General features: G+C 60.1%; 10 protein-coding genes. 4 read left to right on the top strand and 6 right to left on the bottom strand.

Annotated features, from left to right (window positions below; genetic code table 11):
* Positions 1 to 346: 346 nt before the first annotated feature.
* A complete protein-coding gene (locus J3P75_RS15450; RefSeq protein ID WP_434589180.1) occupies positions 347 to 823 on the top strand; it encodes an antitoxin Xre/MbcA/ParS toxin-binding domain-containing protein in 477 nt (158 codons plus the stop codon).
* Positions 820 to 1323, top strand: a complete 504-nt coding sequence (locus tag J3P75_RS15445; protein ID WP_434707306.1) for an RES family NAD+ phosphorylase — start codon at positions 820 to 822, stop codon at positions 1321 to 1323. The genes J3P75_RS15450 and J3P75_RS15445 overlap by 4 nt, the downstream gene beginning before the upstream one ends.
* Positions 1324 to 1413: 90 nt before the next feature.
* Here the strand turns inward: J3P75_RS15445 and J3P75_RS15440 are convergent, their stop codons facing one another.
* Both J3P75_RS15440 and J3P75_RS15435 read right to left on the bottom strand, forming a co-directional pair.
* Entirely contained in the window at positions 1414 to 1731 is a 318-nt protein-coding gene (locus J3P75_RS15440; protein WP_042610331.1) for an SCP2 sterol-binding domain-containing protein, read from the bottom strand.
* Positions 1732 to 1793: 62 nt separating this feature from the next.
* A complete protein-coding gene (locus J3P75_RS15435; protein ID WP_434707305.1) occupies positions 1794 to 2504 on the bottom strand; it encodes a histidine phosphatase family protein in 711 nt (236 codons plus the stop codon).
* 204 nt (positions 2505 to 2708) lie between these two features.
* Between J3P75_RS15435 and sohB the strand changes: the two genes are divergently transcribed.
* Positions 2709 to 3740 carry a protease SohB gene (gene sohB / locus J3P75_RS15430; protein WP_208937661.1) on the top strand — a complete coding sequence of 344 codons (1032 nt, stop codon included), beginning with the start codon at positions 2709 to 2711 and terminating at the stop codon, positions 3738 to 3740.
* 68 nt (positions 3741 to 3808) lie between these two features.
* Here the strand turns inward: sohB and J3P75_RS15425 are convergent, their stop codons facing one another.
* The 3 genes from J3P75_RS15425 to J3P75_RS15415 all read right to left on the bottom strand — a co-directional run bounded on the left by J3P75_RS15425 (position 3809) and on the right by J3P75_RS15415 (position 6666).
* Positions 3809 to 4303 (bottom strand): DUF934 domain-containing protein, encoded by a 495-nt coding sequence (locus tag J3P75_RS15425; RefSeq protein WP_090283212.1) that lies wholly within the window; start codon positions 4301 to 4303, stop codon positions 3809 to 3811.
* Positions 4287 to 5945, bottom strand: coding sequence for a nitrite/sulfite reductase (locus J3P75_RS15420; RefSeq protein WP_434707304.1), 1659 nt, complete (start codon positions 5943 to 5945; stop codon positions 4287 to 4289). Before J3P75_RS15420 ends, J3P75_RS15425 begins: the two co-directional genes overlap by 17 nt.
* Positions 5946 to 6447: 502 nt before the next feature.
* A complete protein-coding gene (locus J3P75_RS15415; protein ID WP_434707303.1) occupies positions 6448 to 6666 on the bottom strand; it encodes a DUF2970 domain-containing protein in 219 nt (72 codons plus the stop codon).
* Positions 6667 to 6874: 208 nt separating this feature from the next.
* Here J3P75_RS15415 and J3P75_RS15410 point away from each other — a divergent pair, with 208 nt between their 5' ends.
* Positions 6875 to 14194: an NEL-type E3 ubiquitin ligase domain-containing protein gene (locus tag J3P75_RS15410; RefSeq protein ID WP_434707302.1), complete on the top strand. Its 7320-nt coding sequence runs from the start codon at positions 6875 to 6877 to the stop codon at positions 14192 to 14194.
* A gap of 78 nt (positions 14195 to 14272) precedes the next feature.
* On the opposite strand, the gene metH is transcribed toward J3P75_RS15410, so the two are convergent.
* The gene (metH, locus tag J3P75_RS15405) at positions 14273 to 17983 is read right to left on the bottom strand and encodes a methionine synthase (protein ID WP_434707301.1); all 3711 of its coding nucleotides are present in this window, start codon (positions 17981 to 17983) and stop codon (positions 14273 to 14275) included.
* Positions 17984 to 17987 lie beyond the last annotated feature (4 nt).

The raw sequence follows: 17987 nt of genomic DNA, 5'->3' as shown, positions 1-17987 counted from the left end.
CGAAGTTGCGGCACTTCTCGGCGAACTGGTTGTGGTTGTGCGGCGCAACGCTCTGTCTGCTCGGGCCGACTCGTTGTGCTGCCTGGCGTTTCGTTCAGGTCCTACGGAAACGGGCCTGTTTCCAGCTGATGAGGGGATATTTCTGACGACTTTTTCAGGTTGGTTGTCGGACGCCTGGCCTATAGCATCAGTCCCGACATTGAAGTCACCGAGCGCTCGATCGCTCTGAACCCAGACAAAGGACGGCAATATGCGAATCCCGCTGCTTGAAAGCCACACGCCTGCTTACTCCCCTCGCCATTACTGGCGCGACGATCGCGCCAGATGCCCCTCGGAGGACGTCGCCATGCCAACCGCCAAAGCGCCTCGGCTTACGGGTTTGAAAAAACTCGAGGGCAAGCCCGTCGAGTTGTTGCTGCGCGGGCAGGACACCGGCGACGACCCGATGCTGATTCTGCGCTGCACAACCGAAGGGTTTGAACTGCACGATGTCGTCAATATGCTCGCCACCAGCGAGCTCTATCAGCGTGGCGATCTGGTCAAACGCATCACTGGAAGGTCGGTCAGAACCGTGCGGCGCCTGCTCAAAGAGGGAACGTCGGTGCGCCTGGACACGCCACAGAGCATCATCGCGTACCAATACGCCGCTGCGCTGGAATTGGCCACCGAAGTGTTCGCACGCCAGGCCAAGGCCGAGTCGTGGTTGCAACAATCCGCGACCTATTTCTACGGCCATGTGCCGCTCGATCTGGTCGGGCACGCGTTGGGTTTCAGGATGGTGGAGGAGTATCTGAACCAGATCAAATACGGGGTTTATCAATGAATCCCTTGCCCTGGGATGAACGCTGGTACGCCTGGCGACTGGATCGCGAGATGTACAGCGATACGTGGGATCGCGGCCTGGGTTCGAATCGCCGTGGCGGCCGCTGGAATACACCCGGGCGACGCGTGGTGTATGCGTCAGTCGACCCATCCACGGCCATCCTCGAAGTGGCCGCCCATGGCGGGTTCGATGCACTGGACGAGGAGCCTCACGTGTTGACCTGTTTTGAGGTCATCCACGAAGCCAGCGTCAGAATCGTGCAACCGGAAGAAGTGCCCAATCCGCATTGGTTGCACCCGATGAAAACCTCGCCCAATCAGCGCAAGTTTGCCGACGCATTGTTGGCAGAACATCCGTTCGTCCTGGTGCCCTCGGTGGCAACCCGGCATTCTTGGAATTTGCTGGTGAGCTGCGACCTGGCGGAGGGGCAATTCAGGATGATTTCGCAGGAGCGGTTTGGTCTGGATACGCGGTTATTGAAGGATTTGGCTGTTAGCTGACCAGACGCTCAACTGTCAGACACAAGCCTGGCGCTGAAAACGACAAATCCCGCCACAAGGGACGGGATTTGCAGATAACCAAGCGGCTTCTTACGAAGGGAACAGCTCGGACAGTTTCATCGACAGCATCATGTCGCCTTCAACGCGCAGCTTGCCGCCCATGAAAGCTTGCATGCCGTCGGTTTCGCCGCTGACGATGCCTTTCAGCGTTTCGCTATCCAGTACCAGCGTGCAGTTGGCATCCGGGTTTTCGCCCTCCTGGATGTCGCAAGTACCGTCCTTGACGATCAGTGCGTACTGCTTGTCTTCGTCGGTGATGTTGAAACCGAAGACCAGGTCCAGACCGGCAGCGGCGGCTGGGTTGAACTTGGCTTGCATTGCTTTTACGGCATCAGCTACGGAGGTCATGGTTCGATCCTTTGTTAGGTAATGGTGCTGGTGTTACAGCAAGGGTCACAGTTGTCCGGTACTCAGCGAAACGTGATGAGTTCCGGAGCCTTCAGCAGTTGCAGGTGCGCATGACTGTTGAAGGAAGCCAGGGCCACCTCGCGACCGCGGAATTTCAGCTGGTTGAGCGAGGTGTTGACGATTTGCCAGTTCAATTCAAAGGCCTGTTTCGCAGGCATTTGCGTAATGAGATGGAGCAGGGCAGTGATGGTGCCGCCGGAAGTGAACACGGCGATGGACTGGTGCTTTTGAGCCAGATCGAGAATCCGGTGCAGCCCGGCGCGGACGCGTTCGACGAAGCCCTGCCAGCTTTCCAGGCCAGGGGTGTCGAAGGTGCCGGCCAGCCAGCGCTCGATGATCAGGGCGAAAATGCGCTGGAATTCGCCACGGCTTTGCGCGGCGTTGCGCAGGATGTCTAGCGCTTCCGGTTCGTCCGGCAGCATCGCCGGGAGCAGGGCGCGGATCACCGCGTCGGCATCGAATTCGTTGAACGCGGAGTCGGTTTCGAGGATCGGCACCGGCAGGCCTTTGGCGCTGAATTGCTCCAGGGCGCTGGTGGCCGTGTGTTGCTGGCGGCGCAGGTCACCGGCGAGGCAGCGATCGAAGCAAATGCCCAGTTCAGCGAGGTGCTGGCCGAGGATTTCTGCCTGGCGCACGCCGGTTGGCGACAACACGTCATAGTCGTCTGCACCGAAGGAGGCCTGGCCATGTCGAATCAAGTAGATGCTGCCCACGTCCGCGTCTTCCCGGTACGTTGAAGGTTCGGCGAGGTTATGAGGATGGCGGGTAGCTGTCAATGAAAAAACATACGCTTGTTTGAAATGCCCGTTACAGGGGTGTTGCCGGAGGTTTCACGGCTGGTCGACAGGGCGGCGCATGGGTATGCTGGGGCCATCCCGCGTGTGCCGTACAACCACGCATTGTTCTAAGGAGTCTCTGTGGAGTTTTTCACCGAATACGCCAGTTTCCTGGCCAAGACTGTCACGCTGGTGATCGCCATTCTGGTGGTGCTGGCCAGTTTTGCTGCATTGCGCAGCAAGGGCCGGCGCAAGTCGGCGGGGCAATTGCAGGTCAGCAAGCTCAACGATTTCTACAAAGGCCTGCGTGAGCGCCTGGAGCAGACGCTGCTCGACAAGGATCAGCTCAAGGCGCTGCGCAAGAGCGAGGCGAAATCCGAGAAAGGCGAGAAGAAACAAAAGAACAAGCCGGAGAAAAAATCGCGGGTGTTCGTGCTCGATTTCGATGGCGATATCAAAGCCTCGGCTACCGAAAGCCTGCGCCACGAGATCACCGCGTTGCTGACCCTCGCCACGCCCAAGGATGAAGTTGTGCTGCGCCTGGAAAGCGGCGGCGGCATGGTGCACAGCTACGGTCTGGCTTCGTCGCAACTGGCGCGTATCCGTGAGGCGGGCGTGCCGTTGACCGTGTGCATCGACAAGGTTGCGGCCAGCGGCGGCTACATGATGGCCTGCATTGGCGAGAAGATCATCAGCGCGCCGTTCGCGATTCTCGGCTCGATCGGGGTGGTTGCGCAGTTGCCCAACGTCAATCGCCTGCTGAAAAAGCACGATATCGACTTCGAAGTGCTGACCGCCGGTGAGTACAAGCGCACCCTGACCGTGTTTGGCGAAAACACCGAAAAGGGCCGGGAGAAGTTTCAGGAGGACCTGGACATCACCCACCAACTGTTCAAGAACTTCGTCGCGCGCTATCGCCCCCAACTGGCGATCGATGACGTGGCGACCGGTGAAGTCTGGCTCGGCATCGCGGCACTGGACAAGCAACTGGTCGACGAACTGAAGACCAGCGACGAGTACCTGGCAGACCGGGCAAAAAAAGCCGAGGTTTACCACCTGCATTATGCCGAGCGTAAAAGCCTGCAGGAGCGTATCGGCATGGCTGCGAGCGGTTCAGTCGATCGCGTGCTGTTGAGCTGGTGGAGCCGCCTGACACAGCAACGTTTCTGGTAATTCAACAGGCAAAAAAAACGCCGGTCACATGACCGGCGTTTTTATGTCCGCAGCAAAAGCCCTGAGGCTTAACGGCGACGGAACAGCGGCAGCGGTTCGTCAGTCGCCGCCTGGTAGGTCACCGAGAAGTCCTTGAGACCTTCCAGCGCCTCGTACGGATCTTTGTCGGCGCGAATGGCAAACGCGTCGAAACCGCAGCGATGCATGTAGAACAGTTGATCGCGCAGCACGTCGCCAATCGCACGCAGTTCACCTTTGAAACCATAGCGGTCACGCAACAGGCGCGCATTGGAATAGCTGCGGCCGTCAGTGAAAGCCGGGAAATTCAGAGCGATCACCTGAAATTCATTGACCACTTCACCGATCTCTTCGGCTTCTTCGTCAGCGTCCAGCCAGACACCCAGACCGCCATCGCGAGCCTTGAGCATGCGGCTGTGCTCGCGCCACAGTTGCAGCGGAACGATCAGGTCGTCGCAGTTGCTGATTTCGTCGATGTTGAAATCCTTCGGCAGCAGGTGCCAGGTTTCGTCGACGACTTCGTTGTTCTTAATGATTCGCTGCATAGACGCGTTCCTTGAAGAGGTCGATGCCAATACGCTGATAGGTGTCGATGAAGCGCTCGTCTTCGGTGCGCTGTTCAACGTACACGTCGATCAGTTTCGAAATCACGTCAGGCATGGCGTCCTGAGCGAAGGACGGGCCGAGGATCTTGCCCAGGCTCGCGTCACGGCTGGCGCTGCCACCGAGGGAAACCTGATAGAACTCTTCGCCTTTCTTGTCCACACCGAGGATGCCGATGTGGCCGACGTGGTGGTGACCACAGGCGTTCATGCAACCGGAGATGTTCAGGTCCAGCTCGCCGATATCGAACAGGTAGTCGAGATCGTCGAAACGACGCTGGATCGATTCGGCGATCGGGATCGACTTGGCGTTGGCCAGCGAGCAGAAATCACCGCCAGGGCAGCAGATGATATCGGTCAGCAAACCGATGTTCGGCGTGGCGAAACCTTGCTCGCGCAATTCCCCCCACAGGGTGAACAACTGGCTCTGCTCGACGTCGGCAAGAATGATGTTCTGCTCGTGTGAGGTGCGCAGTTGACCGAAGCTGTAGCGCTCGGCCAGGTCGGCGACGGCATCGAGCTGTTTGTCGGTGATATCGCCTGGCGCCACGCCGGTCGGCTTCAGCGACAGGGTCACGGCGACATAGCCCGGTTTCTTGTGCGTCAGGGTGTTGCGGCTGCGCCAGCGGGCGAAACCTGGATGCTCTTTGTCCAGATCGGCCAGTTGTGCGGTCTGGTTGTCGAGCGCCTTGTAGTCCGGATCGACGAAGTGCTTGGCGACACGCTGCAGTTCAGCGTCGGTCAACGTGGTCTGACCACCACGCAGGTGCTCCATTTCCGCATCGACTTTCTGCGCGAACACTTCAGGCGTGAGCGCCTTGACGAGGATCTTGATCCGCGCCTTGTACTTGTTGTCACGACGGCCGTAGCGGTTGTAGACCCGCAGGATGGCGTCGAGATAGCTCAACAGGTCCTGCCACGGCAGGAACTCGTTGATGAAGGCGCCAACCACCGGCGTACGACCGAGGCCACCGCCGACCAGCACGCGGAAGCCCAGTTCGCCAGAGGCGTTGTACACCGGCTCAAGGCCGATATCGTGGACTTCGATGGCGGCACGGTCACTGGTAGAACCGTTGACGGCGATCTTGAATTTGCGCGGCAGGTAAGCGAATTCAGGGTGGAACGTGGTCCACTGCCGAACGATTTCGCACCAGGGACGCGGGTCGATCACTTCGTCCGCGGCGACGCCGGCGAACTGGTCGGTGGTGACGTTGCGCAGGCAGTTGCCGCTGGTCTGGATGGCGTGCATCTGCACGGTGGCCAGTTCAGCCAGAATGTCCGGGATGTCTTCCACTGCCGGCCAGTTGAATTGCACGTTCTGCCGCGTACTGATGTGGGCGTAGCCCTTGTCGTAGTCGCGGGCAATCCTGGCCATCATGCGCACCTGACGCGAGGTCAGTTGGCCGTACGGCACGGCCACGCGCAACATCGGCGCGAAACGCTGGATGTACAGGCCATTTTGCAGGCGCAGGGGGCGGAATTCTTCTTCGCTCAGCTCACCTGCCAGATAGCGTCGGGTCTGATCACGGAACTGCTTGACGCGGTCCTCGATGATCCGCTGATCGTACTCGTCGTATACGTACATATAAGTCCTGTTCTCAGGCTTTGGGCTACTCGGAAAACGCTGCGTTTTCGCTTGCTGGAGTCCGATTGTGCCTCTGCAATTCTGCGCGCACGGCCGCGCACTCCCTGACGGAGCCGGGGCAATATACCCGTTTGCGGTTATGCGCAAAAGTGATGTTTGAGTATATGTAAAGAACCAAATCGCCTAACGAGAATCGCTGTCAACTATTCCACATTTGTCGTGCGGACAATCTTCGTCTTAACTGTGGTCGAGTCTTTCTGCAATCACCGACAAAACCGACAAGAGGCGATGCAATGAGCAACCCGACCAAGGCAAGAAAGAGCGACAGCAGTGTCGATGCGTGGGCCATCCTGTTCCTGATCATTCTCGTTGTAGGGACAGCGGTATTCTGGGTCAGCCACCAGTAAATGAAACTCCGGGCCTGATCGCATGCCCCTGGCCGGTGGTTCGCCGGTGACAAGGCGTGATCGTTCTGCCATGGCCCGGATTTTTCATGCAGGCCTCAAACCCCGGCCAGATGCAGCACCAGTTTGACGATGCCAAACAGTGTCAAACCGAACAGGGCTGTGAACAACACCCCCAGAATGACGAAATGGCTGGGTTTGCCGTGGGTGAAATCCCTTTCGCGGTTTTTGCCGCTCTGCACGCCGAACGCGGCGGCCATGACGCTGTGCAGCATCTGCCACAGAGTCGGTGGTTTGTTGTCGCCTGGATCGTCCATATATCCCTCTCCACAAAGTCGTTCCTGATCAGCATAGTCAAATAACCGCCTGTCAGCGGTTCCAGACACGACGTAACAACACTCTCTCGATCCGTGTCGTGGGCCTGGTGAAGCATCCGGTTACTCATCGTCGGCTGTGCAATATCCGGGTACCGCAGATGCGCGCGCCTGACATGGTCTGCTGATTGTTTCCCCGTAAGGAGCAATCATGAGCCCGACATCATCCACTGCGCGAGCGAAGCAACCTGCTTCGCTCGCGCCTTCTGCAAAACCGAAAGCGACGCAAAGCCTGCACGGCCAGTTCCTGACGGAATCGATCCCTGCCTGGTTGACCAACGCCTCAGCGCAAAGACGCGAGGCGTTCAAGAGCGTCACAACGGCGCTGCCGTCCTGGTTTTTAAACGCGACGCCGACCCAGCGCCAGACATTGAGCGAGCGCTTCAAGGCCAGCGTCGATGCGCAGAACAGCCTCGATAAAAGCATGGCGACGTTTCAGCAGGTCGAAGCCTTTGCCAGGCCTTTGCTGATCAAGGCCCTTGCGGACGAGTATCGGCTGCAAGTGGACGTTGACCAGACCCTGCTGTGCCTGCGCCGGCCGTTGGAGGTCAGCGTTCTGGCAATAGAGGTGGGCTCCTTCGAAGTGCTCAAACTGTCATTGCTGGAGGCCGCGCTGCATAACTTCGAAGCCTGGGAATGTGACCGGGGTGCTTACCACGCAACCTCCGGCTTCGTCGTGGCAACGACTGAAGCCGGCAATTATGAGGCCGTGAGCCTTGCGATCTCGGTCAGCCAGTTCCTCGGATTGTGTCGCCGTCTGGACATTGGCAAGCAATATCAGACCTGGCTGCAGTCGTTCTTTCATCCCGCGGATCCAGTGGCGGAGGCGGTACTGCGTGAGCGTTTCATTGCCAGCCAGAAAGCGACAATGCGCGCTGCTGCCGAGCAGGCGTTGCTGACGAAGGACATCGAAGCTGCGCACTACGCGATGATCGTTTCGGTGATCGAGGGCGAGCTCAACCCCTCGGTCGGCAACAAGCCTGTGTGGTTTCGCGACTTCAGCCTGATGAAAAAAAGAATGACGGGCTGTGTGGTCTTCGTCATCAGCGACAAGTACCGCTACAGCAACGAATGGCTTGTTTACATTCCGCACGATCCCGAGCACCCGTTCAAATGCTATCGCGGCAATGACGAGAAGGAAGAATTCAAACGGCTGCTCACGGCTCGAGATACTTCATCAGCGTCGGGTGCGGAACCGACTGCCTATCAGCGCTTCCTCAGTCAGTTTTTGCCTTACGACCAACGAGGCGACTATTTCAGCCAATTCACCCGCAAGGCAGCGGATTCACCCAGCGATTTCTGGCGCTCCCCGTGGCGCATCGTCACCTCGTTTGGCCCTGGCGCGCCTATTACTCGAATCAAGCAGTTTCCGTCCCCGCCAGCCGCAAAACTTGAGCCTGAACCTGATCCCTATATCGCCCCCGGCACGCTTCTGCAAAGGCAGCGCGGGCTGTGGGAAAAGAACCAGGATCTGTGGCAGTACCTTTACGACGAGAGCCGGGCCAAGGTATTGGCCGACGCTCGAAGCCATGCCGTGCCCACCGACGATGTCGACGTCAAGGCGCGCGAGGCCAAACTGGCGCACCTGATGCAGATCGGCCTGCTTGGTTTGAATGTGGTGTCGATGTTCGTGCCGGTGCTGGGCGAAGTGATGATGGTGGTTATGGCCGGGCAACTGCTCTATGAAACCCTTGAAGGATCGATTGAATGGGCTGAGGGCGATCGCCGTGCGGCCAAGGATCATCTGATCGATGTGGCGGAGAATCTGGCGCAGATTGCAGTGGTGGCGGGGGTCGGGGCAGGGGTGCGGAAAATCTCCAGCGCCAAAGCTGTGCCGGTGATTGAACAGCTGCAGCCGGTGCAGTTGCCCAACGGCGAAACCCGCCTGTGGAGAGCCGACCTGCACGCTTACGAGTCTGCGGTCACGCTGCCCGACAGTCCCGGCCCGAATGATGCCGGGCAGCACGTGTTTGAGGGGAAAACCTACATTCGCCAGGGCGGCAAAGTTTACGAGCAGTTCTTCGATGACTCGCTCGGCAAATGGCGGATCAGGCATCCGAGCGACGCCAACGCCTGGCAGCCAGTGCTCGAGAGCAATGGCCGCGGCGCCTGGCGGCATACGCTGGAGCGTCCACAGACCTGGGATCGTCTGACGCTGCTGCGGCGCATCGGCCATGCAACCGAAGCCTTCTCCGATGCGCAGCTGCTCAAGGCTGCGGATATCAGCGGTGTCAGTGAGGCGGCCCTGCGCAAGATGCACATCGATTCGGCGCTGCCGCCACCGGAACTGACCCAGGCCCTGCGCATGATGCGCGCCGATAGCAACGCGGCGCGGGTCGTTGAGCAGTTGCGCGGGACACAACCGATCGACGACCTTTATCTCTACGCGTTGCCGCTGATCACCGAAATGCCGCGCTGGCCGGCGAACCGGGTGCTGGAGGTCTTTGACGGCGAGTCATTGTCCGGCAAGTCGGTCAGGTATGGCTCCGCTCGGCGCTTTCGCGATGTCGGCGTCAAGGCGCCGATTCAGATATCGCGGGCCGATGTCCTCAGCGGTGAACTGTCAACCCATATTCTGGCGGCGCTGGACGAGTCAGAAGTCACCGGCCTGCTGGGAGAGCAAGGTGCACGGGTGGTCGACGCGCGGTCGGCAGAGTTCGGCAAGCAGATCGCCGACTATGCCAACAGCCGTCAGCCGGCGGTTTACGACAGCATCTATCTGGGAACCGACCCCGTCGACCTGCAGGTTGTGCGTTTGCAGAAGGCCTGTCCCGGGCTCAGCGAAGCGGCGGCGCAGGCAGTGCTGGCACACGGGCGCCCCGATGAACTGGAGCGACTCGGCGCAGGCCAGCGAGTGCCGCTGCGCCTGCTGGAAGAGGCACGCTGGTATGCGCGTCAAAGCCGACAAGTGGCGGCGTACGCCGGTCTGCGCAGTGAAAATTTGGCTTCGGCGGACAGCCGGCGCCTGGCGTTGCACACGCTGGAACAATTGTCGGGCTGGCCTGACACCGTGCGTATCGAAGTACGCGAGGGGCATGCGGCTGGCACGCTAATCGACAGCATTGGCAGCGAAACAGCCGGCGAGAAAAAATACCTGATCAAGCAAGGCATGCAGTTTCAGGCGTTCGACGAGCGCGGGGAGGCGCTCAACAGCCTGCCTCGCCACGGCGACAATTTTTACTCATCGATCATGCATGCCCTGCCTGATGCGGCGCGCCGCAGCCTTGGTGTGCCTGAGGTCGGGCAGTCCGCCGGGTTGCGAACAAAAATCATCGATTACGCCGATCAGCATCAAGCAGATGCGTCTGCGCTGCTGGCGCCACCGGTCAAGTGGATCAAGCCGCCCGTGCGGGTGAACGCTACGCTGATCGGTTATCCCGCCAGCGGACGCGGCGCGGGATTGCCAACGCAGCTGGTCGCCCATGTGCGCGATATCTATCCGCAACTGAGCTACGAGCAGGTTCAAGGCTTCATTCTTGAACAATATCGGGCGGGAAAAGACGACAGCGCTATTTTCGAACTGTTGCAATCCCGTCGGCGCGAGTGGGAGCAACTGAACGCGACGCTAGATGAATGGGCGGGGACATCGACGCTCGCCCCCTGGGAACGCTCCGGTACAGATCACAAGTTTCGCGCCGCGCAAGCGCTGAAAACCTGTTGGCGCAATGCCTTGTCCACCGGAGTCGCGGGGGCTGATCAACTTTCGATTCTCACCTACGACCCTCTGCCGGCGCTGACCGCCGACTTTGCTCATGTCCGTGAGCTGGCGATTGGCGGCAATGGCTTGACCGACGCCAATGCAGACGCCTTCCTGGCGCGGTTTGCCAATCTGCAAAAGCTGTCGCTGGGGGAGCGGGGCAGTCTGTTTGGCGCTTACATGGCGCATGAGCAGTCACTGACGACCCTGCCGTTGACGGTGACGCGAATGTCCGCGCTGACGAAGCTCAAGTTCAGAAGCCAAGCCACGGCGCTGGCCGCCGATCTGTCGACACGATTGCGTACGTTGACCGTCGTTGAGGAGCTTCATCTCGATCTTCCCAGCGGCGCGAGCATTCCGCCTGGCCTGGACCTGACGCCCCTCAGGCGCCTGAAAAAATTCAAGATCGAAGCGCCGGGCCTTACGCAGTGGCCGGCATATGTAGAGCAACTGCCTGAACTGGAACGACTGGATCTGACTCAGACCGCCATCGCTTCGCTGCCACAAACGCTCTATATCGGTCATGAAAAACTCTGGGCTGGTTTGTCGCTGGACTGGTCGAAGTTTTCCCATGAAGCGTTCAAACCGGCGTACGACTATGTGAAAAACTACCTCGGGCAGTGGCGGCACTTGGTTGATCTGGACTCGATGGTTCGCCGCTACTGCGCCGGAGAACTGCAATTTCTCACGGGCGAGGCCGGCCGTCCCAACCCGTTGCCCGAGCGTATCATGAGCCTGTGGAACACCCCGGAAACCAGGCTCAAGGCCGTGGAGATTCTGCGCGTGGAACACACCGCGATTTTCCGCCAGTTCTACGAGCCCACGGCGTCCGCAGGTTTGCGCAGTGCAAAGCCGGCCGCGCGCTGGCAAGCGCCGCCCCATGAGCGGGTGATTCGTGCCCTGGAAAAGAACTGGCGCGCGGCCATACGCCGGCGTTATCGCTTGAACGATGAAGTTCGTCCGTTCAATGCGACTAACTGGACATCCGCCACCGATCTCGACGATGCCGGCGTGTTTGAACTGGTCGACACCGCATGGGTACAGGGCGAGGCGCCGGTCAGTGAACTGCCGCAATTGCCAGTCGGTACGTTTGCCCATGTGCAGACCGTGCGGCTGGAGCGGTTGAACGTGCCGATCGATCAGCTTCGCGGGTTTCTCCAGGCATTCAGTGGCGCCACAAGCCTGGAAATCACCGCCTGCGGCTTGACCGAAGTGCCGGTGCGGCCAGCCGACTTCACCCAACTGACTCAGCTGGACCTGTCTCTCAACCTTATCGCCGTAACGCCTGAGGTGCAGGGCCAGTTCAATGCGTTGAACAAACTGGAATACCTCAATGCCCGGCTCAATCGGCTGGACACACTGGATGTTTCTCGCCTGACAGGGCTCAAGACGCTGAACCTCAGCTCCAACGGACTCAATCAATGGCCGCCAGGGGCGCAAAGCCTGCCGCGTTTGCAAGTGCTGGATTTACGACATAACACCATCGGGTCGCTGCCCGAAGACGTGCTTGCCAACGACACTGTGCTGCTCAAGACCCGCTTGCTGAACAACCGCTTCAGTGTCACTGGCGAAGCGGACCTGAAAACGGCGCAGCGCCGGATAGAAATGACCATTGGTTTGCCCGAAGGCGCCTTGCAACGGTTCGACGCGCAAGCCGCGCCGTTGCCTGGTTCAGGCGCGGCGCCGCCGGAAAGCGCGCTGGACCGCGCCGGTCAGCTGTTACCGCTCCCGCCAGTCTCCGCAATCGGCGGCGGCTCTGACATGAGTGCCCGTGTGCTGGAGATATTCCCCTCGCTGACCTTCGAACAAGCGCAAGCCAGCGTTGCACGTCTACGCAACCAAGGGCTGGTTCCTGAGCAAATTGCGGACAGGCTGAACCAGTGGCGGGCGAGTAACGAGACGCTGACGCGTGAGTTGAACGGCTGGATTTTCAACCCGGCGCCAGGTCCTGGTGAAGGGGTGTCGTCATCCACCAGATTGTTCGACGCGACGAGGATCAGCACTTGCTGGCGCGACGGGGTTACCGCGCTTGCCGAGTCCGCCGGACAGACGTTGAGCCTGTCAGCGGGATTCATCGGTGATTTGCCTGCGCTGACAACCCTGTTTTCCCATGTACGCTCACTGGACCTGACCGGGGTGAAATTCACTGTCGAGAGTTTCAATCGCTTTTGCCCGGCGTTTCCTGAGTTGACCACCCTGATGCTTAACGGCAATGCACTGGACCGCGTGCCGGAAGCGGTCTCGGGTCTGAGCCGGCTGGAACGGCTGGAATTGAGCGGTAATCGCCTGGCCGCGGCACAAACGGTCTATCAGTACGTGACCGGGGCACGCCTGCGCTGGCTCGACCTCAGCCACAACCAGCTGGAAGACTTCAACGCCAGAACGTTCAGCCGTCTGGAAACACTCAACCTCGGCCAGAACGGTCTGGATTTCTGGCCTGACGGCGTGCTCGAACTGGCGCATCTGCAAAGGCTGGACCTGTCGGGCAACAACCTCATGTTCTTCCCGGACCGGCTGTTGGGCGGCAACCATGAGCGGCTCGTGGCGGGTACTGACTTGGCGGATAACTCGCTGTCGCTCAACGCATTGGAGCAGCTCAGGGAGTACAGCATCGCGCAGGGTGACAGTGATGTGATGGGCTACTCGTCAGCGTTTCTGCAACGTGAAATTACCGAGCGCCTCCTTGAGGCTGATAGCGATTCCAGTTCCGGGGCGGATTCGGGCTCGGATTCCACGAGCGACGACGGTGATGATCCAAGTGGCGGCGGCGGCAGCAGACGCGTTGATACCCATGCCGTTGTCGAGGCCGCGGAGGACATTGCCAACCCCGCGCAGGATGTGGCGGCGCCGGCGATGGACATCTGGATGACGCATACCCATGCCGATGCGCGTGCTGCGCGGCGAACGCTATGGCTGCAACTGGCGCAACAGACCAATCATGAGTCGTTCTTTCATTTGCTTTCGACCCTGCCCGATACCCTCGAATTCAGGTTGTCCGGCGTCGACCTGACTCATCGGGTCTGGGAAGTCATCCAGGCCGCTACGGAGAACGCCGAGCTGCGCGAGCTGTTGTTTCTCAACGCCGAGACCCATGGCACCTGCGGTGATGGCCGGATCCTGTCGTTCAGCGAACTGGAAACCCGGGTCTATGAATACAACGCTCTGCGCGACATCCCTCGGCATCGTCCCGATCAACGCGGCAGAGCCTTGCTGGATCTGACCCGCCGCCTGTTTCGCCTGGAAAGGGTCGACCGTCTGGCCGAAGCCGCGGCCAAAAACAAGGACCGCGCCGAAGTCCGCTTGCAATACCGCATCGGCCTGACTAGCGGCTGGCCGGACGGCCTCGAATTGCCGGCGCAACCCGAGCACATGCTGTACGCCACACCGATTCGCGGGCAGCGCTTGCTCGACGCGCGTGCGGCGGTCCTCGCCGATGAAGCGTCTGACAGGTTTCTCGAGGATCTGATCGCCCGCGATTACTGGATTCGCTACTTGCGCGAGACTCACGCCGAAGTGTTCGAGACACTTGAACGCAACGCTGGCCAGCGTCAGGAAGAGGTCGAGGATGCCTATATCGACAGAGAGGACAACGAGGTCGGTCGCAACCGCTATCTGGAGGCGATGGCAACGTTGGAAATCGAACTGGCGGAAGCGCGCACCGATAAATTGAAGGAACTAACCCGCGCGCAACTGCAGAACCCGGCGTCGAGCGGCGAGGGCGCGGCGACACCCGCTCCAGCGTCACCGCAGGCCGGCCCGTCATCGCGCCCGTGAGCGGATAAAGGACAAGGCCCGGGAGCAAGCAGCTCTCGGGCCTTGCGCGCCTTGTTTGTCGTAATTCAGCTTCGTAACTTAGTTGTCGTAACCCAGGTTCGGCGCCAGCCAGCGCTCGGTCACGCTCAGGTCCTGGCCCTTGCGCGCGGTGTAGCTTTGCACCTGATCCTTGTCGATCTTGCCCACGGCAAAATACTGCGCTTGCGGATGGGCGAAGTACCAGCCGCTGACCGCTGCTGCCGGGAACATCGCGTAGTGTTCGGTGAGGAACACGCCGCTGCGTCCGGCACGCATTTCGGCCGCTTCAGGATCGAGCAGGGCGAACAGCGCCGCTTTCTCGGTGTGGTCCGGGCAGGCCGGATAGCCGGGAGCAGGGCGGATGCCGCTGTATTGCTCTTTGATCAGCGCTTCGTTGTCGAGCGTTTCATCCTTGGCGTAACCCCAGTGCTTTTTACGCACCTGCTGGTGCAGCCACTCGGCGCAGGCCTCGGCCAGACGGTCGGCCAAGGCCTTGACCATGATCGAGTTGTAATCGTCGCCAGCGTCCTGATAAGCCTTGGCGACTTCTTCGGCGCCGATACCGGCGGTGGTGATGAAACCACCGACGTAGTCGGTCACTTCGCTGTCCTTCGGTGCGACGAAGTCGGCGAGGGAGAAGTTCGGTTTGCCGTCGGTCTTGATGATCTGTTGGCGCAGGTGATGCAGTTTCGCCAGTGGCTGGCCGTCATCGCCGTACAGCTCGATATCGTCGTCATGCACCTGATTCGCCGGCCAGAAACCGAACACGGCGCGGGCGCTGATCAGCTTCTCGTCGATCAGCTTGGCCAGCATCTCCTGCGCGTCCTTGTACAGCGCAGTGGCGGCTTCACCGACCACTTCGTCTTCGAGAATGCGCGGGAACTTGCCGGCCAGATCCCAGGAAATGAAGAACGGCGTCCAGTCGATGTATTCGGCCAGCACCTTCAAATCGATATTGTCGAGCACTTTGCTGCCGGTGAAAGTCGGCTTCACTGGTTGGTAGCTAGCCCAGTCGAATTGCGGTTTCTTGGCGATGGCGGCGGCGTAGCTCAGGCGCTCGGTGCGCGCGCTGCGGTTCGAGGTGCGCTCGCGCACGTCGATGTATTCCAGGCGGGTCTTCTCGACGAAACCAGCCTTCAGTTCCTTGGACAGCAACTGCGTTGCCACGCCCACCGCGCGGGAGGCGTCGGTCACGTAAACCACCGCATCGTTGCTGTACTTCGGCTCGATCTTCACCGCCGTGTGCGCTTTGGAGGTGGTCGCGCCACCGATCATCAGCGGCAGGTGGAAATCCTGACGCTGCATCTCGCGGGCCACATGAACCATTTCATCCAGCGACGGCGTGATCAGGCCGGAGAGGCCAATGATGTCGCACTTCTCTTCCTTGGCAACCTGGAGGATTTTCTCCGCCGGGACCATTACGCCGAGGTCGACGATGTCGTAGCCGTTGCAGCCGAGCACCACACCGACGATGTTCTTGCCGATGTCATGCACGTCGCCCTTGACCGTGGCCATGAGGATCTTGCCCTTGGCTTCCGGCTTGTCGCCTTTTTCCAGCTCGATGAACGGAATCAGGTGCGCCACGGCCTGCTTCATCACCCGCGCGGATTTCACCACTTGCGGCAGGAACATTTTGCCGGCGCCGAACAGGTCGCCGACGATGTTCATGCCGGACATCAACGGGCCTTCGATCACTTCGATCGGCCGCGCAAACGACTGGCGCGATTCTTCGGTGTCTTCGACGATGTGCGTGGTGATGCCCTTGACCAGCGCATGTTCCAGACGCTTGTTGACGTCCCAGTTGCGCCACTCTTCGGTCTCGGCTTCCTTGACACTGCCATCGCCCTTGTATTTGTCGGCGATCGCGAGGAGGGCGTCAGTGCCTTCCGGCGTACGGTTGAGGATCACGTCTTCAACGGCGTCGCGCAGCTCTTGCGGGATCTGATCGTAGATCTCCAGCTGGCCGGCGTTGACGATGCCCATGGTCAGGCCCGCGCGGATCGCATACAGCAGGAACACCGAGTGGATCGCCTCGCGCACCGGGTTGTTGCCACGGAACGAGAACGACACGTTGGACACGCCGCCCGAGCTCAGGGCGTACGGCAGTTCATCGCGGATGTACGCGCAGGCATTGATGAAGTCGACTGCGTAGTTGTTGTGTTCTTCAATGCCGGTGGCCACGGCGAAGATGTTCGGGTCGAAGATGATGTCTTCCGGCGGGAAGCCGACTTCGTTGACCAGAATGTCGTAGGAGCGTTTGCAGATTTCCTTCTTGCGCGCTTCGGTGTCGGCCTGGCCGGCTTCGTCGAAGGCCATCACCACCACCGCAGCGCCGTAGCGCTTGCACAGTTTGGCGTGATGGATGAACTGCTCGACGCCTTCTTTCATGCTGATCGAGTTGACGATGCCCTTGCCCTGAATGCACTTGAGGCCGGCTTCGATCACTTCCCATTTCGACGAGTCGATCATGATCGGCACGCGCGAGATGTCCGGCTCGCCGGCGATCAGATTGAGGAAGGTCACCATGGCCTTCTTCGAATCGAGCATGCCCTCGTCCATGTTGATGTCGATGATCTGCGCGCCGGCCTCGACCTGTTGCAGGGCAACTTCAAGGGCTTCGGTGTAGTTGTCTTCGCGAATCAGGCGGGCGAATTTCGCCGAACCGGTGATGTTGGTGCGCTCGCCGACGTTGACGAACAGCGAGCTGCGATCGATGGTGAACGGTTCCAGACCCGAGAGGCGGCACGCTTTTGGAATGTCCGGAATCTGCCGCGGCGCGTAACCGGCAACGGCTTTGGCGATGGCCTCGATGTGCCCCGGCGTGGTGCCGCAGCAACCGCCGACGATGTTGAGGAAACCGCTCTGGGCGAATTCTTCGATGACCTTGGCGGTTTGCGACGGCAGTTCGTCGTATTCGCCGAATTCGTTCGGCAGGCCGGCGTTCGGGTGCGCGGAAACGTGGGTGCTGGCCTTGTTCGACAGTTCTTCCAGATACGGACGCAGCTCACTGGCGCCGAGCGCGCAGTTGAGGCCTACGGAAATCGGCTTGGCGTGGGCCACCGAGTTCCAGAACGCTTCGGTGGTCTGCCCCGACAAGGTACGGCCGGACGCATCGGTGATGGTCCCGGAAATCATGATCGGCAGTTCGATATGCAGTTCTTCGAACACGCCCTGCACGGCGAAAATCGCCGCTTTGGCATTGAGGGTGTCGAAAATCGTCTCGATCAGGATCAGGTCGGCGCCGCCTTCGATCAGGCCTTTGGTGGCTTCGGTGTAGTTTTCTACCAGTTCATCGAAGGTGACGTTGCGGTAGCCGGGGTTGTTGACGTCGGGCGACAGCGAGCAGGTGCGGCTGGTCGGGCCGAGCACGCCGGCAACGAAGCGTGGCTTGGCCGGGTTTTCGGCAGTCTTGGCGTCGGCCACCTTGCGGGCCAGGCGTGCGCCTTCTACGTTTAACTCGTAGGCCAGCTCTTCCATGCCGTAGTCGGCCATGGAAATACGTGTGGCGTTGAAGGTGTTGGTTTCGAGAATGTCGGCGCCGGCGTCGAGATAAGCCTTTTCGATGCCGCCAATCACGTCCGGACGGGTGATCACCAGCAAGTCGTTATTGCCCTTGACGTCACTCGGCCAGTCGGCAAAACGCTTGCCGCGATAATCCTGCTCTTCGAGCTTGTAGCTCTGGATCATCGTGCCCATCCCGCCGTCGAGAATCAGGATGCGCTCTTTGAGGGCTTGCTTGAGAGCTTGAAGGCGGATGCTGCGATCGGACATGTGG

The sequence above is a fragment of the Pseudomonas sp. R1-1 genome, assembly GCF_051132135.1.
Classification (GTDB): Bacteria; Pseudomonadota; Gammaproteobacteria; order Pseudomonadales; family Pseudomonadaceae; genus Aquipseudomonas.
Note: the sequence above shows the minus strand (reverse complement) of the source record. Positions and strands in the feature narration are given on the sequence as shown.